At 72.7% G+C, this 22,017-nt stretch carries 16 protein-coding genes and 2 pseudogenes; 7 read left to right on the forward strand and 11 right to left on the reverse strand.

Translation table 11 applies throughout. The features are described from left to right. Positions 1-24: 24 nt before the first annotated feature. A complete protein-coding gene (locus QSK45_RS21585; protein ID WP_490993597.1) occupies positions 25-660 on the forward strand; it encodes a hypothetical protein in 636 nt (211 codons plus the stop codon). 253 nt (positions 661-913) lie between these two features. On the opposite strand, the gene QSK45_RS21590 is transcribed toward QSK45_RS21585, so the two are convergent. Continuing rightward, a complete protein-coding gene (locus QSK45_RS21590; protein ID WP_285559329.1) occupies positions 914-1,138 on the reverse strand; it encodes a hypothetical protein in 225 nt (74 codons plus the stop codon). 215 nt (positions 1,139-1,353) lie between these two features. After that, positions 1,354-4,320, reverse strand: a complete 2,967-nt coding sequence (gene afsR / locus QSK45_RS21595) for an SARP-family global regulator AfsR (protein ID WP_285559330.1) — start codon at positions 4,318-4,320, stop codon at positions 1,354-1,356. A gap of 226 nt (positions 4,321-4,546) precedes the next feature. On the opposite strand from afsR, the pseudogene QSK45_RS21600 reads away from it, so the two are divergent. Further along, positions 4,547-4,806: pseudogene (locus tag QSK45_RS21600) on the forward strand (amidohydrolase family protein); the annotation flags it as partial. Between the two features lie 75 nt (positions 4,807-4,881). On the opposite strand, the pseudogene QSK45_RS21605 reads toward QSK45_RS21600, so the two are convergent. Next, positions 4,882-5,291: pseudogene (locus tag QSK45_RS21605) on the reverse strand (CehA/McbA family metallohydrolase); the annotation flags it as partial. A 274-nt stretch (positions 5,292-5,565) separates the two neighbouring features. On the opposite strand from QSK45_RS21605, the gene QSK45_RS21610 reads away from it, so the two are divergent. Then, positions 5,566-8,154 (forward strand): bifunctional FO biosynthesis protein CofGH, encoded by a 2,589-nt coding sequence (locus tag QSK45_RS21610; RefSeq protein ID WP_285559332.1) that lies wholly within the window; start codon positions 5,566-5,568, stop codon positions 8,152-8,154. 89 nt (positions 8,155-8,243) lie between these two features. Next, the gene (locus QSK45_RS21615) at positions 8,244-8,810 is read left to right on the forward strand and encodes a L,D-transpeptidase (RefSeq protein ID WP_285559334.1); all 567 of its coding nucleotides are present in this window, start codon (positions 8,244-8,246) and stop codon (positions 8,808-8,810) included. Here QSK45_RS21615 and QSK45_RS21620 read toward each other — a convergent pair. From QSK45_RS21620 to QSK45_RS21645, 6 genes are all read right to left on the reverse strand, one after another. Then, positions 8,803-9,315, reverse strand: coding sequence for a DUF2165 domain-containing protein (locus tag QSK45_RS21620; RefSeq protein WP_285559336.1), 513 nt, complete (start codon positions 9,313-9,315; stop codon positions 8,803-8,805). The two genes, QSK45_RS21615 and QSK45_RS21620, sit on opposite strands and share 8 nt — an antisense overlap. A 95-nt stretch (positions 9,316-9,410) precedes the next feature. Further along, a complete protein-coding gene (haaN, locus tag QSK45_RS21625; protein WP_285559338.1) occupies positions 9,411-9,890 on the reverse strand; it encodes a cyclophane-containing RiPP N-acetyltransferase HaaN in 480 nt (159 codons plus the stop codon). 22 nt (positions 9,891-9,912) lie between these two features. Continuing rightward, on the reverse strand, positions 9,913-11,094 hold the full coding sequence (locus tag QSK45_RS21630; protein WP_285559339.1) for an FxsB family cyclophane-forming radical SAM/SPASM peptide maturase: 1,182 nt from the start codon (positions 11,092-11,094) through the stop codon (positions 9,913-9,915). Between the two features lie 13 nt (positions 11,095-11,107). Beyond that, on the reverse strand, positions 11,108-11,296 hold the full coding sequence (haaA, locus tag QSK45_RS21635; RefSeq protein WP_285559340.1) for a HaaA family cyclophane-containing RiPP peptide: 189 nt from the start codon (positions 11,294-11,296) through the stop codon (positions 11,108-11,110). 74 nt (positions 11,297-11,370) lie between these two features. Then, entirely contained in the window at positions 11,371-14,034 is a 2,664-nt protein-coding gene (gene haaT, locus QSK45_RS21640; protein WP_285559341.1) for a cyclophane-containing RiPP biosynthesis TPR protein HaaT, read from the reverse strand. Next, on the reverse strand, positions 14,031-14,609 hold the full coding sequence (locus QSK45_RS21645; protein ID WP_285559343.1) for a hypothetical protein: 579 nt from the start codon (positions 14,607-14,609) through the stop codon (positions 14,031-14,033). The genes haaT and QSK45_RS21645 overlap by 4 nt, the downstream gene beginning before the upstream one ends. Here QSK45_RS21645 and QSK45_RS21650 point away from each other — a divergent pair. After that, positions 14,593-14,811, forward strand: coding sequence for a hypothetical protein (locus QSK45_RS21650; RefSeq protein WP_285559344.1), 219 nt, complete (start codon positions 14,593-14,595; stop codon positions 14,809-14,811). The genes QSK45_RS21645 and QSK45_RS21650 overlap by 17 nt on opposite strands. 94 nt (positions 14,812-14,905) lie before the next feature. Further along, on the forward strand, positions 14,906-16,018 hold the full coding sequence (locus QSK45_RS21655) for an ADP-ribosylglycohydrolase family protein (protein WP_285559345.1): 1,113 nt from the start codon (positions 14,906-14,908) through the stop codon (positions 16,016-16,018). A 15-nt stretch (positions 16,019-16,033) separates the two neighbouring features. On the opposite strand, the gene QSK45_RS21660 is transcribed toward QSK45_RS21655, so the two are convergent. Continuing rightward, on the reverse strand, positions 16,034-17,947 hold the full coding sequence (locus QSK45_RS21660) for a DUF8823 domain-containing protein (RefSeq protein WP_285559346.1): 1,914 nt from the start codon (positions 17,945-17,947) through the stop codon (positions 16,034-16,036). A 246-nt stretch (positions 17,948-18,193) separates the two neighbouring features. After that, a complete protein-coding gene (locus tag QSK45_RS21665) occupies positions 18,194-20,932 on the reverse strand; it encodes a D-alanyl-D-alanine carboxypeptidase (protein WP_285559347.1) in 2,739 nt (912 codons plus the stop codon). A gap of 195 nt (positions 20,933-21,127) precedes the next feature. Between QSK45_RS21665 and QSK45_RS21670 the strand changes: the two genes are divergently transcribed. Beyond that, positions 21,128-21,883 (forward strand): GOLPH3/VPS74 family protein, encoded by a 756-nt coding sequence (locus QSK45_RS21670; protein WP_285559348.1) that lies wholly within the window; start codon positions 21,128-21,130, stop codon positions 21,881-21,883. Positions 21,884-22,017: the final 134 nt, after the last annotated feature.

Below are 22,017 nucleotides of genomic sequence, written 5' to 3' on the forward strand. Positions count from 1 at the left end.
CACTCTCCGGATAGGCTGGTCGACATGCCCATGCCTACACGGACGCGCGCGTTGAAGTTCACGGCCGTACTGACCTTCGTGGTGCTCGGCCTCACGGGCTTCTCACGAGGGGGCCACAGCGGCCACGGCCACAGCTATGGCCACAGCCACGGCGGCGGGGGAGGCGGCTGCAGCAACTCCCGCCAGGACCACGACACTTCGTCCTCGTCGTCCTCGTCGTCCTCGTCTTCGGGCGGCGGATCATACGACGACACCGACGAAACCGACGACGACTACTACGGCAGCAGCGGCACGAGCACCACGGGCGGCACGAGTACCACGGGCGGCACGTACCGCCGGCCCACGCACGGCACCACGCCCTCCGCGTCCTCCGGAGGCGGCAGCGCGCTCAAGGACGGCAAGCTGAGACTGATCAGCTGCGCGAACGCCAAGCGGCCTTACGCGACAGTCGAGTTGACGAACCCGAACAACCGCAAGGTCACCTTCACCGTCGACGTCTCCTTCCGTGACCGCGACGACACGGAGATCGACTTCAACTACGAGAACGTCACCGTCCCGGCGAAGGGCACGCTGAAGGCCAAGGTTGAATACGACTCGGGCTACTCCCCCGACCTGCCCGACCACTGCAAGATCGCTCCCGAGGCCACGGCCGTGGAATAACGGCGCGGCCGTGCTGGACGCAGTGGCGTGGCCAAGGTGCGTGCCGGTCCTCCGGTGATACGCCAAGGGCCGGGCATCCGCTCGGCCCTCATCCTGTCGGCTGACTCAGCCGACGTTGATCGCGGCGGAGGATGATCTCCAAACGCCGGTGACGCTTCCCGCCACGGATTGACCTGGATCTTCTCCAGACACACCTCGGCCGCGACGGCTCCCCCTCCGCGCCGCCGCGGCCGACCCCGTCCTGAGAGAAGTTCTAGCTGGGGCTGGACGTGATGTGGGTGTTGTCCGGCTCCACCGTGCCACCGCTGACCGCGTTCGTGGTGTCGGTGATGTGGGTGTTCAGCGGCTCCACGGCCGTGTCGGCGGCGGCGTCGGTGATGTGGGTGTTGAGCGGCTGCACCGCCGTGCCGGCCTCGGCGTCCGTGATGTGGGTGTTGAACGGCTTGATGGTCGGCTCGCTGTTGGTGGTGTCGCTCATCAGGTGCTCCCCTTGGTATTCGTGTTGCAGCTGGGCGGACCCATCCGGTCATCCCCCGAAAGCGACCGGATGGGCCGCTGCTGGAGCCGCCCACTCTAGATCGTGAGCCTGGCGGCCTCACCGGCGGTCCGTGCGCCCCCCGACGCGACGGCCCGACACCCAGGAGCATGCCTGGGGGCGATAAACGAACGATGAACGTCGGCATGACGTGCCCGTCAGCCCGCGGTGGCCGGCACCAGAAGCGCCCGTACTTCCTTGGCCTCCGGTGACTTCAGCCGCTCGTAGATCTCCAGCGCGTCCCGCCAGCACACCTGGGCCCTGCCGGTGTGTCCGATCCCGTTCAGGGCTTTGCCCAGTACGGTCAGCACGCCGCCGCGGCGCCACTCGCCACCGATGTCCCGCAGCTGGCTCAAAGCCAACTCGGCATGGGCCGCCGCCTGGGCGGGGCGCTGCGCGAGGAGGTCCACCTCGGCGAGCCGGAAAAGGGTCATCCCCTCCCACAGACGCTGGCGGCTGACGCGGAAGACCGGCAGTGCCTGACCGAGATGCGCGGCGGCGTCGTCCAGCCGGCCGCTCTTGCCCAGAGCCAGCCCGAGGGCGTAGTGGCCATTGGCGGCCTTGAGGGAGTGCCCGAGTTCCTCGTACATGTCGGTGCCCTGCCGGGCGAGATGCACCGCGCTGTCGGCCCGCTCGGTCTGCAGGTGCAGTCGCGAGAGGTTGCACAGCGCCGCTGCCGCGCCGGAGAGGTCCCCGCAGGACCGGAAGTCCCTTATGGCCCGCTCCAGGTACTCCTCACCCTCGGCATAACGGCTCTGGTAGAAGCAGAAGGCGCCGAGGAGGTTCGCGGCCCAGCAGCAGGGCAGCGGGTCGTCCGCGGCCTCCGAGAGGGCGAGTGCCTGCCGGGCCTCCTCGTCGGCCAGGGTGAACTGACCGGACCAGTGGCGGGCGTTGGCCAGCACCAGGATCGCGCGGCCCTCGGCCCGGCCGTCGGATGCGGCATGAGCGGCGTCGCGCAGGGCGGCGCCGGCCGCCTCGTACTCCTTGAAGTTCGCGCCCGACTCCGCGAGATCGACCGCCGCCCACAGCAGGTCGACGGCCCGGCGCAGCGTCGGGCCGTTCGACGACTGCCGTACGCACGCCAGAAGCGGCACCGCCTCGGAGTAGAGCCAGTCCTGGGCGGTACGCCGGTCGGGGAAGACCAGTCCGGGTACACAGGTCGGCTCCAGGTGGTCCACCAGCCGGTCTCCCGGTCTCTCGATCGCGTACACCCCCGCCGCCGTCGCCAGATAGAAGTCCAGCAACCGCGACATCGCCGCCCCCCTCTCGCTCGGCGGCTGTTCGTCCCGTTCCGCGCACGCGCGGGCGTAGAGGCGGACCAGGTCGTGGAAGCGGTAGCGGCCGGGGGCGGCGGATTCGAGGAGGGAGGTGTCGACGAGGGATTCGAGGAGGTCCTCGGTGGATTCCGGCGGCAGGTCCAGGACCGCGGCCGCGGCGGCGAGGGAGATGTCCGGGCCGTCGGCGAGGCCGAGGAGGCGGAAGGCGCGGGCCTGGGCGGCGTCGAGCTGGCCGTAGCCGAGTTCGAAGGTGGCCTTGACCGCGAGGTCGCCGGCCTGGAGCTCGTCCAGCCGGCGGCGTTCGTCGGCGAGCTTCGCCGCCAGCACCGAGACCGTCCAGGTGCGCCGCGCCGCGAGGCGGGACGCGGCGATGCGGATGGCGAGGGGCAGGAAGCCGCAGGCGGCGACGACGTCGAGCGCGGCGTCCCGCTCCGGCGCCACCCGCTCCGCGCCGACGATCCGGGTGAACAGGGCCAGTGCCTCGTCCGGGGACATCACGTCCAGGTCGACCAGGTGCGCGCCCGCCAGCCCCACCATCCGCACCCGGGACGTGACCAGTGCCGCGCACCCCTCCGTCCCGGGCAGCAGCGGTCGTACCTGCGCCGCGTCCTTCGCGTTGTCGAGGAGGACGAGGACCCGGCGGCCGTCCAGCACCGAGCGGTACAGCGCCGCCCGCTCCTCCAGGGAGTCCGGGATCGCCGAGTCCGCCGTGCCGAGGGCGCGCAGGAAGGAACCGAGGACCGTCTCCGGCTCGGCGGGACGCGGGCCCGCGCCCTGGAGGTCGACGTACAACTGGCCGTCGGGGAAGGAGGACCGCGCCCGGTGGGCCACGTGCACCGCGAGGGTCGTCTTGCCGACGCCCCCGATCCCGGCCAGCGCCGACACCGCCATCACGCTGCCCACCGACTCCGTGGCGCAGGCCAGCACCGTGCTGAGCTCGTCCACGAAGGCGGCCCGGCCGGTGAAGTCCGGTACGGACGCGGGCAGCTGGGCCGGCCGCACCGGCGCCGCGGGCGGCTCCGCGACCGGCGCCGACGGTTCCGCGAGGGCGGGATCGGCCCGCAGGATGCGCTGCTGGAGCTCGCGCAGACCCGGGCGCGGGTCCACGCCCAGCTCCTCGGCGAGCAGGCGGCGCGTGTCGGCGTACACGGCCAGCGCCTCCGCCTGCCGTCCGCTGCGGTACAGCGCCAGCATCAGCAGCTCGCGCAGCCGCTCCCGCAGGGGGTGCGCGGCGGTGAGCGCCGTCAGTTCGGACACCGCCTCCGCGTGGCAGCCCTGCTCCAGGTCCATGTCCAGGCGGGACTCCAGCAGGCCGAGCCGCCACTCCTCCAGGCGCACGCGCTGGGTCTCCGCGTAGGGCCCGGGGACACCGGCCAGGGACTCGCCGTCCCACAGGTCCAGCGCCTCGTCGAGCAGTGCGCGGGCCCGGGTCAGGTCGCCGGTGCCCCGCGCCTTCTCGGCCTCCGCGCCGAGGTCCTGCGCCCGTACGAGATCCAGCGCGCCCTCGCCGAGCCCGCGCACCGCGTACCCGCCGGACTCGCTCACCAGTACGCCGGGGGCGAGGACCTTCCGCAGCCGGGACGCGTACGTGCGGACGGCCGCCAGCGCCTGCGACGGCGGCTCGGGCCCCCACAGCGCGTCGATCAGCTCCGCCGCCGTGGCCGTACGGCCCTCGCGCAGCAGCAGGGCGGCCAGCAGGGCCCGCTGCTGGGGGGAGCCCGTGTTCAGGGCCTCCTCGCCGCGCCATGCCCGCACCGGACCGAGCACGCCGAACCGCAGCGCCTCCGCCCCCGCACCCTTCGCGGAGCCAGGACGCCGCTGCTCAGGCACTCGCGGCCGACCGTCCATGCGTTCGCCCCCTAGGCATCACAGACAACCCCGTCAGTTTGCCTTGTTCCGGGTGGTTGCGTCAGCCGTGCGAGACGCCGATCACAGACCGCCGGGCGGCAGTCCACAAACCCCACACACCCCCTTCGCACGCACGAGGCTCCTCCCAAGAGGTGACGAAACGTCAAATTACCTCTGTGGGCGGCGCGATGGACATCCACGCGAGCACGTTGCCGCCGACTGCCGGGACACCGCCCCGCGCACCGTACGCGCTCCGCTGAAGGAGATGACCCTCCTCGGCGGCCGCTTCCGTCCGTCACGGGCGAGCCCGGTGACATCGGCCCGCTCGGCGACCGGCGGGTCCCCGGGGGCCTGCGCCGCCCCCTCGCCCGCCCCGGCACCGCCGTCGGCGTCGACCGGGGCGAGGTCGGCCTGGGGGTCATCACCCACGAGCAGATGCGCCCGGGGTCGTACGACGTCCCCGCCCGCCTCGCCGACGTGGACGTCCCCCCGCCGCCCGCGACGAGACCGGTGCCCTGGCCGCCCTGCGCATCGGCTCCGGTGGCCGCATGCCCTCCGTCAGCCCGGGGTCGCGTCGTCGGCCCGCACGAGGGACTCCGTGCGGGCGCCGCCCGACCAGCCCGGAAGCCCCTGCCGCCCAGCTCGGTGCCGTCCTGGTCGAAGAGGCCGATGTCGAACGCGTTGCCCTGGGCACCGGCCGGTACCGAGGGTCTGGCGTAGGCGTAGGGGACCTTGAACTCTCGTATCCCCGCGAGGTCTTCGACCGGTACGTAGACGAAGTCCGGGGCGGCGGGCGGCAGGACGCCGCGCACCGTCCGGGTCTCCTGGCTCTGGCCGGCCGCCGCCGCGAAGCTCATGGTTCCCACCGCAGGGGCGGCGGCCGCGCCCGTCACGAACAGCGCGCGCCCGCCGATTCCCGGGGTGTGATCGTGCGCGCCGTCACACCTGGGGCCATCGTGCGGGGCCGACATGAACTCCTGTGGAACAAAAGGGGGTTGGTTGCACACGAGATGTCGCGTCGCCTTCACGGGAGAGGAGTGGCGCCGACCTGCCGGCACGGGTGAGGGGCCCCCGGCGCGAGTCCCGGGGCGAGGGCGAGATGCGAGGCGGCTCCGCCGCGTGGGCCCGAACAAGCCACGACGCCCCCGCCCGGCACCCCCGACGCCACCGCCCGGCACCCCACGGCGATCCGCGTCCGACCCCGGACCCCCGCCCCACTGATCACCTCCTACGTATCGTGGACACATGACGACTCCCGCGACTCCCGGACCCGGCCGCCCCACCGAGAACTCCATGCGTCGCGCCCTCAAACGCGCCCGTGACGGCGTCGCCCTCGACGTCACCGAGGCCGCGGTGCTGCTCCAGGCCCGCGGCGAGGACCTGACCGGTCTCGCCGCCTCCGCCGCCCGCGTGCGCGACGCCGGACTCGAACAGGCCGGCCGCCCCGGCGTCATCACCTATTCCAAGAGCGTCTTCATCCCTCTCACCCGGCTGTGCCGGGACAAGTGCCACTACTGCACCTTCGTCACCGTCCCCGGCAAGCTCCGCCGCGCCGGCCACAGCATGTTCATGTCCCCGGACGAGGTCCTCGACATCGCCCGCAAGGGCGCCGCGCTCGGCTGCAAGGAAGCCCTGATCACCCTCGGCGACAAGCCCGAGGACCGCTGGCCGGAGGCGCGCGAGTGGCTGGACGCGCACGGCTACGACGACACGATCGCCTACGTCCGCGCCGTCTCCATCCGCATCCTGGAGGAGACCGGCCTGCTGCCCCACCTCAACCCGGGCGTCATGAGCTGGACCGACCTCCAGCGCCTGAAGCCGGTCGCGCCGAGCATGGGCATGATGCTGGAGACCACGGCCACCCGCCTGTGGTCCGAGCCCGGCGGCCCGCACCACGGCTCCCCGGACAAGGAACCGGCCGTCCGGCTGCGGGTACTGGAGGACGCCGGCCGTTCCTCCGTCCCCTTCACCTCCGGCCTGCTGATCGGCATCGGCGAGACCTACGAGGAGCGCGCCGAGTCCCTCTTCGCGCTGCGCAAGGTCTCCCGCGCCTACCACGGCGTCCAGGAACTGATCATCCAGAACTTCCGCGCCAAGCCGGACACGGCGATGCGCGGCATGCCGGACGCCGAACTGGACGAACTGGTCGCCACCGTCGCCGTCGCCCGGCACATCATGGGCCCCGCCGCCTGCCTCCAGGCCCCGCCGAACCTGGTCGACTCCGAGTACGAGCGGCTGATCGGCGCGGGCATCGACGACTGGGGCGGGGTGTCGCCCCTGACCATCGACCACGTCAACCCCGAACGCCCCTGGCCGCAGATCGACGAGCTGGCCGAGCGCTCCCGCGCCGCCGGCTTCGAACTGCGCGAACGCCTCTGCGTCTACCCGGAGTTCGTCCGCCGCGGCGAACCGTGGCTGGACCCCCGCCTGCGCCCGCACGTGGCCGCCCTCGCCGACCCGGAGACCGGACTGGCCCGCCCCGGCGCCCTGCCGAAGGGCCTGCCCTGGCAGGAACCGGAGGACACCTTCACGCCCACCGGCCGTACGGACCTGCACCGCACCATCGACACGGAGGGCCGTACGGCCGACCGCCGCGCCGACTACGACGAGGTGTACGGCGACTGGGACGCCCTGCGCGAGGCGGCCGCCCCCGGCATGGCCCCGCAGCGCATCGACACCGACGTACGCCAGGCCCTGCGCACGGCCGCCGACGACCCGACGCGCCTGACCGACGCGGAGGCCCTCGCCCTCTTCCACGCGGACGGCCCGGCGCTGGACGCGCTGTGCCAAGTGGCCGACGACGTACGCAAGTCGGTCGTCGGCGACGACGTGACGTACATCGTCACCCGCAACATCAACTTCACCAACGTCTGCTACACCGGCTGCCGCTTCTGCGCCTTCGCCCAGCGCCGCACCGACGCCGACGCCTACACCCTCTCCCTCACCCAGGTGGCCGACCGCGCCCAGCAGGCGTGGGACGTCGGCGCCGTCGAGGTGTGCATGCAGGGCGGTATCCACCCCGACCTGCCCGGCACGGCCTACTTCGACATCGCGAAGGCGGTCAAGGAACGCGTCCCCGGCATGCACGTGCACGCCTTCTCCCCGATGGAGGTCGTGAACGGCGCCACCCGCACCGGCATGTCCGTCCGCGAGTGGCTGACGGCGGCGAAGGAGGCGGGCCTGGACACCATCCCCGGCACGGCGGCGGAGATCCTGGACGACGAGGTCCGCTGGATCCTCACCAAGGGCAAGCTGCCGACGGCCACCTGGATCGAGGTCGTCAGGACCGCCCACGAACTGGGCATCCGCTCCTCCTCGACCATGATGTACGGACATGTCGACCAGCCCCGCCACTGGCTGGGCCACCTGCGCACCCTGGCCGGCATCCAGCGGGAGACCGGCGGCTTCACCGAGTTCGTCACCCTCCCCTTCATCCACACCAACGCCCCGGTCTACCTCGCCGGCATCTCCCGCCCCGGCCCGACCACCCGCGACAACCGGGCGGTGACCGCCATGGCCCGCCTCCTCCTCCACCCCTGGATCCCCAACATCCAGACGAGCTGGGTCAAACTCGGCACCGAGGGCGCCGCCGAGATGCTCCGCTCCGGCGCGAACGACCTCGGCGGCACGCTGATGGAGGAGACCATCTCCCGGATGGCGGGCTCGTCGTACGGCTCGTACAAGTCCATCCGCGACCTGGTCGCCGTCGCGGAGGCGGCGGGCCGCCCGGCGAAACCGCGCACCACGGTCTACGGCGAGGTCCCCGAGGAACGGCGGCGCGCGGCGACCGCCTCCGACGGCCACCTGCCCGACCTGCTGCCGGTGCTCGACTGATCTCGCGGTACGCGGCGCAGGGGCGACTGAGTACGATGATCCGACCCCCGGTCCGAGTGGGGGACCCGTAACGGAGGAGATGCGTACCCGTGGCTGCCCGACTGCCCTCGTGGGCCTGGGTCACCGGTCTGACCGTGGGGGCGACCGTGGCCGTCGTCGCCCTCGCCGTGCAGGCGGACCACGGGCCGCATCCCACGGCCGCGAGCGTGAAACCGGGCTCCTCCGCGTCGGCGGGCACCCACGCCTCCGCGAAGCCGAAGCCGCCGGCGGGCCCGCCCGCGCTGCCGGCGGACTCGGGGGACGGCCGCAGGATCGTGTACTCGCTCGGGATGAGGCGGCTGTGGCTGGTCGACGCGACGGGCAAGCAGATCCGGACGTTCGAGGTGTGGCCGGGCACGGTGAGTCCGGCGCCCGGCCGCTACTCGATCATCAAGCGCACCCAGTCCCTCACGGGCTCGGACGGTGTCCCGATCGAGCACATCATGTACGTCGCCATGGTCGACGGTGTGAACATAGCCTTCTCCAACGCCCTGGACGGCGCCTCGCCGCCCCCGGCGCAGGGCAAGAAACTGGGCGGCATCCGCATGCGCAAGCAGGACGGCGCCGCCCTGTGGGCCTTCGGGGATCAGGGCACGAGCGTGACGGTGGTCAAGTAGTGGGTTCCCTGCCGCCCGGCAGCTGATTGACGATCAGCGCCACTCCGCTGAGCAGGAAGACGCGGGTGGCGGAATCCTCCCCGTTCCACGCCTTCGCCTGCCACATCGCGAACCACTCACCGCCGATCGCGATGAACCCGGCGCCGAAGAGCAGCAGCAGCATCAGCAGCCCGTAGGTCGAGACGCGCCGCGCGAACGCGTCGTCGCGCCGCGCCGCCCACAGATACGTCCCCCAGACCAGGACCAGCGCGGCCACCGTCTCCCACACGATGATCAGGACGTACGCGGTGTCCTGCAACGCGGTGCTGGTGATCGCCCGCCACATCAGGTCGTGGTCCCTGAAGGTGCTGTCCATCGCCAGCACATGCCGCACGAACTGCTGGTTCGTCCCGAAGTCCGTGATGTTGCCGAACGCGACGAGGGCGATGTACAGCGCGAGTATCCCGGTGAGCACACCGGCGGCAAGTCTGTGACTGGAGTGACGCCTGGGTTCGGTGGTGGTCATGGCTGGATTCTCCCCCCGCGAAAGGGGAGTTGACGCGTGCCCATTGCGCCATCATGGGGCCCGGAGAGCAGGTGCCGGCCGAGTAGCGCACCCGTTCACGTCGTACGGGGATCCACCCGGTAGACGATCTTCCCCTCGTACTCGGCGAAGCCCAGGGACCGGTAGAAGGCCCGCGCCCCCGGGTTGTCGCGGTCGGTCATCCACTCCAGACGACTGCATCCGGGCCGCGCGGCGGCGAGGGCGCGGAGTTCACCCATCAGCCGGTCCCCGACCCCCTGCCGACGAAGGCTGTCGCGGACATACAGCTCCTTCAGGAACAGTGAGTGCGAGGAGCCCGCGGCCGGCCAGAGGAAGGAGTATGCGGCGAGACCGGCGACGTCCCCTGCGCCGTCCTCCACGAGCAGGGCGGCAGCCAGCGGGGGAGAGCCGAAGAGTGCCTCCTCCACCTGGGAGAGGCGTTCCTCCAGCGGCTGGATGTCGGTGTCGGCCGCCCCGTAGAACCGCTCGATCTCCTCGATCAGTTCGGCCAGGGCGGGTACGTCCCGCTTCTCCGCGGGGCGGATCGTCACGGTCATCCGCGCCTCCTGTCGTTCGTCGTCACTTCGTACGCTCCAACGCGGGATCCTCTCGCGGCGGTACGGCCCCGGACGTCCAGCCGTGCCGGCGCAGGGAGTTCTGGACGTGGCGGATCAGGTACTCCAGGTCCGCGCAGTAGACGGACGGGTTCCGGTACCCGGCGGCGGCGCTGAAGCGGTGCGGGAGGTAGCCCCCTCCGCACACGGTCACGAGCGGACAGCCACGGCACTTCCGGGCGAGCCCGTCCGCGCCGTACCGGCGATGGGACATCTTCGGATGCGACAGCGCATCGTCGTACGAGTGCCGGAAGACATCGAGCCCGAGCCGGGACGCTCCCTCCTCGACCGATCGCAGCGTGTCGACGCCCTCGATCGAGCCGTCGGACTCGACCACGACACTGGTCGGCGGCGCCAGACCCAGGGTCTCCACAGATCCGCGCACACCGGAGCCGAGGGCCACGATGTCCTCCAGCATCCGGACGCTGTGCCGGAACCGGGGCCGGTCCAGCCAGGTGTCGTAGACGCGGCTCATCCACCGCCCGTACTCGGGCACGCGCGGGTCGCTCCGGTACGGCGGGTCGTCGTGGGTCGCGTGCGGCCAGCCGAAGTCGATCACCGGTGGTTCGAAGGCGGCCAGGTAGTCGTGGACCTCGACGGGATCGTTGGCCAGGTCCACTACGGCGAGGAGGCCGGCGAACAAGTGCGGTCGGGCCCGCAGCAGTTCGATGCCCCGCACCGTGGCGGCCGTACTCGACCGGGCGGTGTGGGTCAGCCGGTGCCGGTCGTTCGCGTCCGGGGGGCCGTCGAGGCTGACGCCGACCGCCACGCCGTGCTGCTCGAAGAGGTCGAGCCAGGCGGCGGACAACAGGGTGCCGTTGGTCTGGATTTCGAAGCGGATCCGGGTCTCGCTCGGTACGCCGTCCCGGACCGCGCCCAGCAGGGCGGCCAGGTGCGGGAGGCCGGCCAGCAGCGGCTCCCCGCCGTGCAGGACGACATCGACGGTCCGCAGTCCGTGGGCCGTGGCGTGCTCGGCGATCCGCCGGGCGGCCGCCCGTGCCACGTCCAGGTCCATGCGGGCGGGCAGCCGCCGTGCAGCCTGGTCCTTGGAGTGGAAGACGAAGCAGTAGTCGCAGTCGATGTTGCAGCGGTTGGCGACCTTGAGGATGAACGTCCGGAAGGGGGCGGGGCGCACGGGGCGGGTCATCGAGCGCGCGTGCTCACAGGGGCCAGGGCAGGATGAGCGAGGCCGCGTGGGCGCCGTCGCCGAACCCGTCGGCCGAGGACCGTTCGGCGTCCAGGCGGTGCCGGACGCGGGCCGCCACGCGGTCCAGGACCGTGGCATCAGGGGGCGCCGGTCGACCGCTCGTGGCGGTGCACGGCTCGACGGCGATCGCGGCTGACGGCATACGGCACTCCTCGTGAGGGACGAGTCGAGGCTCGGCAACGTAGCACCGCCGACGGTGCGTGCATGACGGTCATTTCAGCCACGGTCGGGATCCTGGTCGCAGCCATCGAGGCCCGCCGCGGCTCGTGCCTCCTCCAGCGGACTGCCGACGTCCCGCGCGATCTCCAGCGCCCGCCGGAAGCGCTCACGGGCGGTGTCCGGACTGGTGGCAGCGAGCAACGCCCCCCATTCGTTCAGGACTTCGGCCTCACCGCGTCGGTCGCCGAGGGCGCGCAGGATCTCAAGGCTCCGCCCGAACGCCTCGACGGCGCTGTCCCGTTCCCCCAACAGTTTGTGGGCCACACCAAGTTCACTCAGCGCCGCAGCCTCACCGCCACGGCTGCCGAGCGCGCGGCAGACCTCCAGGGCCTCATCGAGCAGCGGAAGAGCCGCGCGTGGATCCCCGGACGCGCGCTCCACCACTCCCAGCAGACGCACGCTGTTCGCCCTGCCGTACCGGTCACCCAGCTCCGTGAAGTGGGTGAGGGCCTGGCGGTGGGCCGCCCGCGCTCCCTCTACGTCCCCGGTCAGCCGCCGCACCACGCCCTGCTCGTTGAGCGCGTACGCCTGGTGTTCGCGGTCGTCCAGGGCCGTGTAGATGTCGAATGCCTCCTGATGATGGCGCGCGGCGAGGTCGTACGCGCCCAGGAGACAGTGCACGACGCCCAGGTCCCGCAGCGAGTTCGCCTCCCCGTACCGGTCGCCGAGCTCGCGGTAGATCGCCAGGGCCTCGCTCTGTGTCCGCATCGCCGCGTCGAACCGGCTCATCTGCCGCCACACCATGCCGAGATCGGCGAGCGCGTTGGCCTGGCCGAGCGGGTGTTCCAGGCGGCGGTAGAGGCCGAGGGCCTCGGTCTGGGCAAGGGCCGATTCCTCGTTGTCGGCGGTCAGGTAGCGGACGATGCCGAGCTGGTTGAGGGCGTCCGCCTTGCCGCGCAGGTCTCCTACGGCGTCGTAGTGCGCCACCGCCTCGTCCAGGGCCGCGACAGCCTCGGGGTAGGCGGCCATGAAGCGCCGAACGACGCCCAGTTCGGCGAGGGAGCCGGCCAGTGCCTGTTCGTCGCCAGTGCGGCGGGCGGCCTCGGCGGCGGTGCGGTGGAGGCCGACGGCCTGGTCCCAGGGGCCGGCCTGGCGGAGGAAGGGGGCCATGGCCGCCGACATCCGCACCACGGAGTCGTACAGGGAGAGGCTGTGCGCCCGGCGGATGCAGGCCAGGATGTTGGCGCGCTCGTTCTCGAGCCAGCCCAACGCGTCCGTCCGCGAGGCGAGGGGCGGGGTCTCCAGCCGCCGGGTGGCGTCGGGCGAGGACGGTGGCATGGCCCCGCTGCGCACGATGTGCCCGTTCGCCACGGCCAGCGCGGAAAGGTAGTAGGTGCACACACGCTCGACGGACTGGACCTGGTCCATGCTGCCTCCCTCGGCCGCGAGACCGCGGGCGTAGTCACGCAGGAGGTCGTGCAGCCGGTAACGGCCTCCAGGATGCTCCTCGATCAGATGGTCGTCATAGAGACCGTCCAGGTGGCGGCGGGCCTCGGTGACCGGGACCTCGCCGAGTGCGGCGCCCGCGTACGCGTCCAGATCGGTGCCAGGGTAGCAGCCGAGGCGCCGGAAGAAACGCTGCCGATCGGGGGGAAGATCCCGGTGGGAGAGGTCGAAGGTCGCGGTGATGGCCCGCTCCCCGGACCGCAGTTCGCCGAGGCGGTCCTGCGCCGCGATCAGCCGCTCGTGCAGGTCCCCGGCGCTCCAGGAGGGATGGTGGCGGAGCCGGGCGGCGAGGAGGGAGACCCCCAGGGGGAGATAACCGCACAACCGCACAAGCTCGTTGAGCACATCGCGGTCCAGCTCGTCCGCCGGTCGGGCGCTGAGTCGCACGAAGAGATCCACCGCGTGCTCGGGCGGCAGCGCGTCCACCGGCAGGACCACCTCCTCGTGCACGGCCAGTCGCTTCCTGCTGGTCACGAGGACCAGGCAGTCGCCGCCGCCGGGCAGCAGCGGTTCCAACTGCCGGTACCCGGCGGCGTTGTCCAGGATGAGCAGTGCCCTCTTGTCCGCCAGTCTGCCGCGCCACATCGCCGCCCGTGCCTCCGTGACCGCGCCGATGTCGTCGCCCACGGGGATCTGGTGCGCCGGCACCCCGGCCGCGGTGAGCAGGGCGGCCAGCGCCTCGCCGGGCTGCACCGGGTTGCGGCCGGGGGTGTGCCCGTTGAGGTTGAGGAAGAGCTGGCCGTCAGGGAACCGTGCGGACAGCACATGCGCGGCGTGCACGGCGAGCGTGGTCTTGCCGACGCCGGGCATGCCGTCGATCAAGTGGACCGGCAGGGACGCGCCGGTCTCCTGCGCACTGGTCACCGAGCGTTCGAGTGCGGCCAGTTCGGCGGACCGGTCGGTGAAGGCGGTGGTGTCGCGCGGCAGCGACCGCAGGACGAGCGCGGCGCCGGGCGGGTCGGTCGTGTCCTCGGTCCGTGCGGTTCCCCGTCTTCCGCCACGGCGGTCGTCCAGTACGGCGAGCACGGCCGCGAGCCCCGCGGTGACGGCGCCCAGGACGACGAACGACAGCCATGGGCGGACCTGTAACCAGCGCAGCCAGTTCGGCCAGCGCGACTGCGCCGACACGACGTTCGTCACGAGACCGGCCAGTGTCGTCGTGACCACCCCGACGACGGCGACCGCAGCAAGCCCCGCACCCCGCCCGTACCTCATGCGACCCCCGAGTTCCGACGCATCCCGGACAGCAAGCGGACCAGTCGGGACGGACCCGGGTCAAGGTCCGCTCCGGGACACCCTGGATTCACCCCGGTCACCGCCGGCCGCACCTTCGTCGGCAGCAGGTCCAGGAAGACGTCCGGGTGGCGGAAGGCGGCGAAGCGGGAGGCGTCCGGGATGAGGACGAAGCCCTTCGACGGGGCGGTCGACCGGCCGTGGAAGCGGCGGACCGGGGCCGGTGGGGTGAGGACGTCGTCGGCGCCCTGGAAGCGGACCGAACTGGTCGAGCTGATGGTGGAGGAGGCCATGGGGCAGGGGCCCGATCCGGCGGGCGTCCTCGAGGGCGACTGGCGGGGCCGTACGCGCGTGGACCCGGCAGCGCGCGCGTCCACGCCGCCCACCCGTGGCTGGTCACCGCCACCGCCATGCGCCGCCGCGTGCTCCGTCCCCGTCAGCCGCGCCGGCTGGACGCGGCGCTCGCCGCGCTCGAATCCACCGGTCTCGACGGCGCCCGGCGGCACCGCGTCCTCCTGCTGCTGATCGGGCTCGTGCGCGATGTCGCCCAGCAGCACGTGGACCGCGAGGAGGAGTGGGACGCCGACCGAGTGGGACCTGCTCGCCGCCGGCCTCCTCGCCCGGCACGCCGCACGCCTCCGCGCGCTCACCAAGGCCATCGCCGAGGGAGCATTTCGGCCGGACGGTGTCGATCCGCTCGAATTCCGGCCGGATCGAATCCTGGATGGCGTCGAAGCGGTCATCGACGGACGTGAATGACCCGTGAGGGTCGTCCTGACGCGGCGAGCAGGATGTTCGCGGTCGATAGAGTGCGGACCGTCGTACGGGCGGACGGTGCCTGAGGAGGGTCTGGGTGGCTACGACGACCGGTGCCGTCTGGGGCCGTGCCGAGCAACAGGACTTTCGCAGCAGGGTGCGCGGCACCCTGCTGGGCGCCGCCGTCGGCGATGCGCTCGGCGGGCCCGCGGACGCGCTCACGCTGGAGGAGATCCGCGCGGCGCACGGGCCCGAGGGGCTGCTCGACCTCGCCGCCGGGCACGGACGGCGCGGCACCATCACCCACCACACCCAGCTGACCCTGTTCAGCGTGGACGGTCTGATCCGCGCCCAGGTGCGGCGCGACACCGGCGCGTGGCACCCGCCGACCGATCTGCACCGGGCGTACCTGCGCTGGGCCGCCACCCAGCGGGACTGGGGGCCCGACGAGCGTCGCGAGGAGGACGGCTGGCTGGCGCGCGAGGAGTGGCTGTACGCCCGCCGCGCGCCGACCCGGCCGCTGCTCATCGGCTTCGGTGACGAGAACATGGGCACGCTGGAGAAGCCCAAGAACCCCGCCGAGCAGGGGCCGGAGGCGGTCGCGCGCTCGGCGCCCTTCGGGCTGCTGGTCGGCTGGGAGCCGCAACTCGTCGTACAGCTCGCGGTGGAGTGCGCGGCGCAGACCCACGGGCACCCCGTCGGGTATCTGTCGGCGGGCGCGTTCGCCGTGATCGTGCACGGGCTCGCGCGCGGGGAGAGCCTGGACGGCGCCGTGCAGCAGGCCCTCGCCCTGCTCGCCGTGCGCCCCGGCCACCAGCCGGTCTCCGACGCCCTCCAGCACGCGCTCGGCGCGGTGCGGCAGGGCATGCCGAGCCCCGCGCGGGTGGAGGAACTGACCAGCGACGGCACGGCCGACGGCCTGCTCGCGGCCGCCGTCTACTGCGCCCTGGTCGGCGAGGACGTACGGCACGGCCTGTGCCTCGCCGTCAACCAGAGCGGCCCCTCCGCCGCCGCCGGAACCCTCACCGGCGCCCTCCTCGGCGCCCTCCACGGCGAGACCGCCCTCCCCCCGGCCTGGCTCGCCGAACTGGAGGGCCGCCCCACCATCCTCGAACTCGCGGACGACTTCGCCATGGAGATGACCCAGGGCCCGGCACTGCACGGCCCGGCGGGTTCGGCCCCGGGGTGGCTGGCGCGGTATCCGCGCTAGGCCCGGGGCCGGGACTCACTTCAGGGCGTCGGGGCACGGCGTGCCCCGGGGCAGCTGGTACGGCGCCGCCAGGCGGTACGTGCCGGCGTGCGGAGCGATCAGCATCGTCCACTTGTCGCCGTTCGCGTCCTCCGGGGTCTGCATGAGGCAGCCGTTGAGGTTGACGTACCTCTTCTCCGTGCCCGGCGGCGAGGGGATCACCTGCGGGGCCTTCAGGCTCTTGCCGTGGGAGTCGACCACGCTGAGCCAGGGGGAGTAGGGGATGCGGATGAGGATGCGGCCGGCCTTGCGGACGTCCAGGGTCATCTCGCCCTGTTCGGCGCGGTCCACCACCGCGTGCGGCTCGGCCAGCGGGGTCGGGTCGGTCACCCGGAACAGCTGCCAGTTGGCGTCGCCCCAGATCTGCGCCAGGTACGGCATCCCGCGCCGCAGCAGCTGACGCTCGCGCTCGCCGCCGTCGCCGTCCGGGTTGTCCCTGGGCAGCACCACGAAGTGCACGGCCCACCGCTGGAGCCACTCGTGGTAGTTCGCCGAGTTGAGCGTGTCGTCGTAGAAGAGCGGGTTGCGCTCCATGTCGGCCTGGCGGTTCCAGCCACGCGCCAGGTTGACGTACGGCGCGAGCGCGGAGGCCTCGCGGTGCGAACTCGCCGGTACCACCTCGACGCGCCCCCGCTCCGCGCCGACCTTCTGCAACTGGTTGACCAGCGGCGCCAGCTCGTGCGCCCAGGACGCGGTCGGGGTCGTGTGGACGATGTCGTCCACCGACTTGTAGCCGATCCAGCCGGCGAACCCCAGGAACGCCACCACCGTCGCGTACCACTTCCGCGACCTCGGCACCGTGAACGGCAGCGCCGCGATGAGCGTCGCACCCGCGAACAGCATCGGCAGGCGCGAGATGTTCGAACCGATCTGCGAGCTGACCACCCACACCGCCACGACCATGACGCTGTAGACGCCCGCCGTCAGCCGGACGGTGACCCACTCCTTCGGGACCAGGAACAGGCACAGCAGGCCGTACAGCAGCGGCAGGCTCAGCGAGCCGACCGTCATCGGCTGGGTCCCGGAGAAGGGGAAGAGGAAGTACGACGCGGCCACCACCGCCGCCGGTGCCAGCCCCAGCGCCCACGCGCCGGGCCGCCGCCGCTGCAGGAACAGCGCGACCGCGACCAGGCCCACGAACAGCCCGGAGACCGGCGAGGCCATGGTGGAAAGGCCCGCGAGCGGCGCCGCCACCGCCGCCTTCGCCCAGCGTCTGTGCCGCCACCGGTACGGCCAGCAGAACACCGCCGCCACCGCGCCGAGCGCGATCATCGTGCCGAGCCCGAAGGTCACCCGGCCCGACATCGCGTTGCACAGCAGCGCGAAGACCCCGGCGAGCGAGGCCCACAGGGGGTTCCGCACCGCCCGGCTGCGGATCAGGACGAGCGTCAGCAGGCCCGCGGAGACCGTGCCGGCGACCATCATCGTCGTGCGCACGCCGAGGACCGCCATCAGGTACGGCGACACCACGCTGTACGACACCGGGTGCATGCCCCCGTACCAGGCGAGGTTGTACGCCGAGTCCGGGTGCCGGCCGACGAACTCCGCCCACGCGTCCTGGGCCGCGAGATCGCCACCGCTGTTCGCGAACGTGAAGAACCAGACGACGTGCAGCACGCCCGCGAGCGCGGTGACCCACAGGACGGGGTGGCGCAGCATGCGGGCGCGAAGGGGTTCGAGGGGGCTGAGGAGGCGCGCGAGTCCCCCGGACACGCGGGGGGTGGTACCCGCGGAGCGTGCGGTGGTGCGGCCGTCCGCGGGAGTACGGCCCTCCACGCGGGTACGGTCCTCCGCGCCGGTGTCCGCGTCAGGCGTGGACAGGCGTATTCGTGGGCCGTTTCCCGGACCCGGTCCGGCGTCGTCGGCGCGTGTCGGCTCCGCAGTGGCCACCTGAAGGCACTCCCCGTGTCCCGTCTTTCGTTCTCGGCCGTTTTCTCCGGTGTACCCGGCCGCTTCTCGTCCAGTTCGCGGCCGTGTCCCGGGAACCGGCGACCTGCCCCGATTCGTGACGCTAGCACGCACCCCGCCGCGGGGCTCCCGGGTGGGGGCGCCGTGACGGGGTGCGCGGGCGGGCGGGGTGGTGCGGGGCGGTGCGGGGTGGTGCGGGGTGGAGTGGGTGCGGGCGGTGGCGCGGGCTCAGCCGAGGCGGGTGAGCTTGGCGCCGAAGCCCGGCTCGGCCAGGTCCTGCTGGAGGGCCACCGGGACCTTCACGCCGGCCGTCGTGCCGTCACCCACCGTGAGCGTGCCGACATCGGTGCCGGCCTTCGCGGTGTGCGGGACGGTGCCGGAGGTGAAGGACAGCTCGACCTTCAGGCCCGACCAGCCGACCGCCGTGACGTCCCGCGTGACCACGACCGGGGTGTGGCCGCCGAGCTGGTCGTCCACGTAGCCGACCACGTCGCCCTTCTTGAGGATCTTCGCCGAGGTCAGCGCCTGCTCGGCGCCCAGCAGCGCGGTCTTGCTGACGTTGTTGGCCGTGTCGAGGATCGACGGGCCCTTGTGCTGGCCGAGGATCGCGCCGACGACGGTGACGGTCTGGCCGCCGACCTTCTTGCGGGCGGCGAAGAGCAGGTTGCCGCCGGCCGCGGTGGTGGTGCCGGTCTTGATGCCGATCGCGCCGATCCAGTAGGGCAGCGAGTTGTAGTTCGGCCAGTTGTGGCCGGTCGGGTCGGTCCAGCTGGCGGCGCTGGTGATGGCGACCAGGGCGGGCACCTTGACGACCGCGCGGCCGAGCTTCACCTGGTCCTGGGCGGTGGAGACGGTGGTCTCCTTCAGGCCCGAGGGGTCGGTGTACGTCGTACCGCTCATCCCCAGCTGCTTGGCGGTGGCGTTCATCTTCCGCACGAACGCCGCCTCCGAGCCCGCGTCCCAGCGGGCCAGCAGCCGGGCGATGTTGTTGGCGGAGGGGATCATGACGGCCGACAGGGCCTGCTTCTCGGTGAGGGAGTCGCCGGCGTGGACGGTGTCGAGGGTGGACTCCCCGCTCTTGCTGTAACCGCCCTCCTTCTCCGCCGTGGCGTCCACCTTGATCTTCGGGCCCTCCTGGCCCGGCTTGAGCGGGTGGTCGCGCAGGATGATGTACGCGGTCATCGTCTTGGCGACCGAGCCGATGGCGACGGGGGTCTGCTTGCCGAAGTTCCCCATCGTGCCGATGCCGTCGCCGTCCATCCAGCCCTGGCCCTCGTTCGGCCACGGCAGGTTCACCCGGCCGCCGCCGAAGGTGTAGGTGCTCTTCGCGGTGAGCGCGAGGGCGGGGGACGGCAGGGGGCGCAGCGTCTGCACGACCGCGAAGATGATCACCAGGAGGATGACCAGCGGGGTCCAGATCTTGACCCGCCGCAGGAGGGTGCGGACCGGGGTCTCCGGCGGCGGGGGCGTGTTCGTCAGCTCCGCGAGGAGGTCGAGCGGGGGCTTGGGCGGCAGGGGCTGCTGGGTGGTGCGCTCGGGGCCGAGCCGGGGGACGGCGGCGGTCTCGTCGGCCGGCGCGGCCTTCGGCTTCGGCTTCTGCCGTACGTCGTCCTTGAGCGCGACGAACCTGCTGGTGCGCTCGGGGTCGGACTCCTCGCGTTTCGCCGCCGGGGGGCCGACCTTGAGCATGGTGGTCGGCTGGTCGACGTCGGGGGCCTTGGGGCGTACGGCCTTGAAGACGGTGGTCGGCTGGTCGACGCCGTCGGCGGCGGCCTCCGCTTCGCCTTCGGCCGTCTTCCCGCCCGCACCAACCGGGCGGCTGTCGGGCTCGTCCCCGCGCGGCCCCCGCGGGTCTTCCCCGCCGTCGGCGTCCGCGGCCTCGTCCGGGGTGCCTTCGGCCTCGGCCTCGGCTTCGCCGTCGGTCGGCTCGGCCCGCGTGCCGTCCTCGGCCTCGGCGCCGCCCTTCGTCTCCGCCACGGAACCGGCAGCCGCCTGCGGGGCGTCGGCGGGCGCCTTCGCGTCCGGGCCGGACTTCGCGTCGGCGTCACCGGCAGCCGCCGTCGAAGCCTCCGGCTCCGCCTCCTCGTCCGCGACCGCCGTCGAGCCGGCCCTGCCGCCGGCGTCCGCGCCGCCCGTCACCCCGGCGTCCGCCGCGCCCTTCGCGTCCGCGTCGTCCTCCGTGGCCCCGGCGTCCGCCCCCGTGGACGCCGACCCGGCTTTCCGGGTCCCGGCGTTGGTCGTCTCGGTCCCGGCGTTCGTTCCCGTGGACGCCGTCTCGGCCTTGCGGGTCCCGGCGTTGGTCTGGTGGGCCTCGGCGTCCGCCCCCGTGGACGCCGACCCGGCTTCCCGGGTCCCGGCGTCGGTCTTCTCGGTCCCGGCGTTCGTCCCCGTGGACGCCGTCTCGGCCTTGCGGGTCCCGGCGTTGTGGTGGGCCTCGGCGTCCGCCCCCGTGGACGCCGACCCGGCTTTCCGGGCCCCGGCGTCGGCCTTGTCGGTCCCGGCGTTCGTCCCCGCGGACGTCGGCTCGGCCTTCGCGGTCCCGGACTCGGTCTCCGCGGCCCCGCCGTCCGTCTTCGCGGACGCCGACCCGGCCCCCTCGGAGCCCTCAGCGATCCCCCGGGAACCCTCAGCGGCCCCCTCGGAGCCCTCAGCGGCCCCCTCGGAGCCCTCAGCGGGCGTCTCCGCGGCGTCCGTTGGCCCCGTCGGCTCGTCGGCGTCCCGCACCCACGCCGAGACCGCGTTGCGAAGAGCCGTGTCCTCCTCGACCGCAGACGTCCGGAGGACCTTCGTCGCGGTGTCCGCGCCGCCGTCCGAGGAATCCTTTTGTCCGGCGCCCGCGGAGCCGCCCGAATCCCGGGCCACCGCGAGGCGGGGATCGCGGGCCTCGGGAACCGAATCCGCGTTCCCCGACGTCGCTTCCGCCGACGACTCACGCTGCTTCGACCTGTCGGGGGACTCGCCCGCCACCGATGCCTCCTCATGCGCCGCGCGCCCACGCGCGCGCCCTGTCCGAACCATGTACCAGTGTCCTGTGTGAGGGCTTGGCCCCTGCGGTAGACGAGAACGACATACCTACCGGTTCCCTCACGAACCGGTCACGCACCCTCGACAGACCAATGTGAGAGGGGTCACCCTGTCATTCATCCACGCGGGGAGGCATGGATGGGCAGGAGCCGCAGAACACTTCCGGAGGAGCTTCTGCTGCTGGCATTGGACCCGGCCACGGGTACCACTGCGCAGCCGCAGTCGCTCGACCTCGGTCTGGCCGGTGCACAGCTAGTGGAGCTGGCGCTGGCCGGACGGATAGCCCCAGACGGGGATCGTATCGCCGTGGTGGTGCCACGGCCGACAGGAGATCCGACTCTGGACTGCGCGTTGGAGTTGCTGCGAAGGCGCGGCGCTCCGGTACGCGCCGTCCACTGGATCGGCGGGCCCCGGCTGGGGCTGCGCCAGACGTACCTCTCGCATCTGGAGCGGTGCGGCATGGTCGCCGCGGTGCCGGGCCAGATGTGCGGGGTGCTGCCGACGACGCGTTACCAGGCGACGGACACGGCCATCAGCCGGGAGATCCGGGGCCGACTGGACTCCGCGATCCGCACCGGCGTACCGCCGGACCCGCGGACCGCGGCGCTCGCCGCCCTGGCGCACGCCGTGGGCCTCGGCAAGCACCTGTACCCGGGCAACGAGGGCCGATCGTCCCGTTCCCGGCTGCGGGATCTGATCCGGCACGATCCGATGGGCGGGCTCGTCGCGCACGCCGTGATGGACGTGCAGAACGGCGCGGCCGCGCAGCCGCGCCGCGGTCCGGCCGCCACCGGCCGGCCGGTCGCACCGGGAGTCCGGCCCGCGGTCGAACCCGCGCGCGGGGTGCCGATGCAGCCGCGCCACGGGTCCATGGCCCGCGCCGTGGCCCACTGATCCGTCACCGCGCCGCAACGCGCGTCCCCACAGGCCCGGTTCGGGAGCCGCAGGCCCGAGCGGGGTGGCGCGACCTCCGGGTCCCGCCACCCCGCTCGGCCGTGTCCCGGCGTCTCGCGGACCGAGGGGCCGTC

Origin of the sequence: Streptomyces hygroscopicus subsp. hygroscopicus (genome assembly GCF_030269125.1) — a bacterium.
Classification (GTDB): Bacteria; Actinomycetota; Actinomycetes; order Streptomycetales; family Streptomycetaceae; genus Streptomyces; species Streptomyces hygroscopicus_C.

Excerpts from the sequence above, each read along its gene's own strand:
- QSK45_RS21585 (WP_490993597.1), top strand. The coding sequence starts at position 25 with ATGCCCATGCCTACACGGACGCGCGCGTTGAAGTTCACGGCCGTACTG.
- QSK45_RS21590 (WP_285559329.1), bottom strand. The coding sequence starts at position 1,138 with ATGAGCGACACCACCAACAGCGAGCCGACCATCAAGCCGTTCAACACC.
- afsR (WP_285559330.1), bottom strand. The coding sequence starts at position 4,320 with ATGGACGGTCGGCCGCGAGTGCCTGAGCAGCGGCGTCCTGGCTCCGCG.
- QSK45_RS21610 (WP_285559332.1), top strand. The coding sequence starts at position 5,566 with ATGACGACTCCCGCGACTCCCGGACCCGGCCGCCCCACCGAGAACTCC.
- QSK45_RS21620 (WP_285559336.1), bottom strand. The coding sequence starts at position 9,315 with ATGACCACCACCGAACCCAGGCGTCACTCCAGTCACAGACTTGCCGCC.
- haaN (WP_285559338.1), bottom strand. The coding sequence starts at position 9,890 with ATGACCGTGACGATCCGCCCCGCGGAGAAGCGGGACGTACCCGCCCTG.
- QSK45_RS21630 (WP_285559339.1), bottom strand. The coding sequence starts at position 11,094 with ATGACCCGCCCCGTGCGCCCCGCCCCCTTCCGGACGTTCATCCTCAAG.
- haaA (WP_285559340.1), bottom strand. The coding sequence starts at position 11,296 with ATGCCGTCAGCCGCGATCGCCGTCGAGCCGTGCACCGCCACGAGCGGT.
- haaT (WP_285559341.1), bottom strand. The coding sequence starts at position 14,034 with ATGAGGTACGGGCGGGGTGCGGGGCTTGCTGCGGTCGCCGTCGTCGGG.
- QSK45_RS21650 (WP_285559344.1), top strand. The coding sequence starts at position 14,593 with ATGTCGCCCAGCAGCACGTGGACCGCGAGGAGGAGTGGGACGCCGACC.
- QSK45_RS21670 (WP_285559348.1), top strand. The coding sequence starts at position 21,128 with ATGGGCAGGAGCCGCAGAACACTTCCGGAGGAGCTTCTGCTGCTGGCA.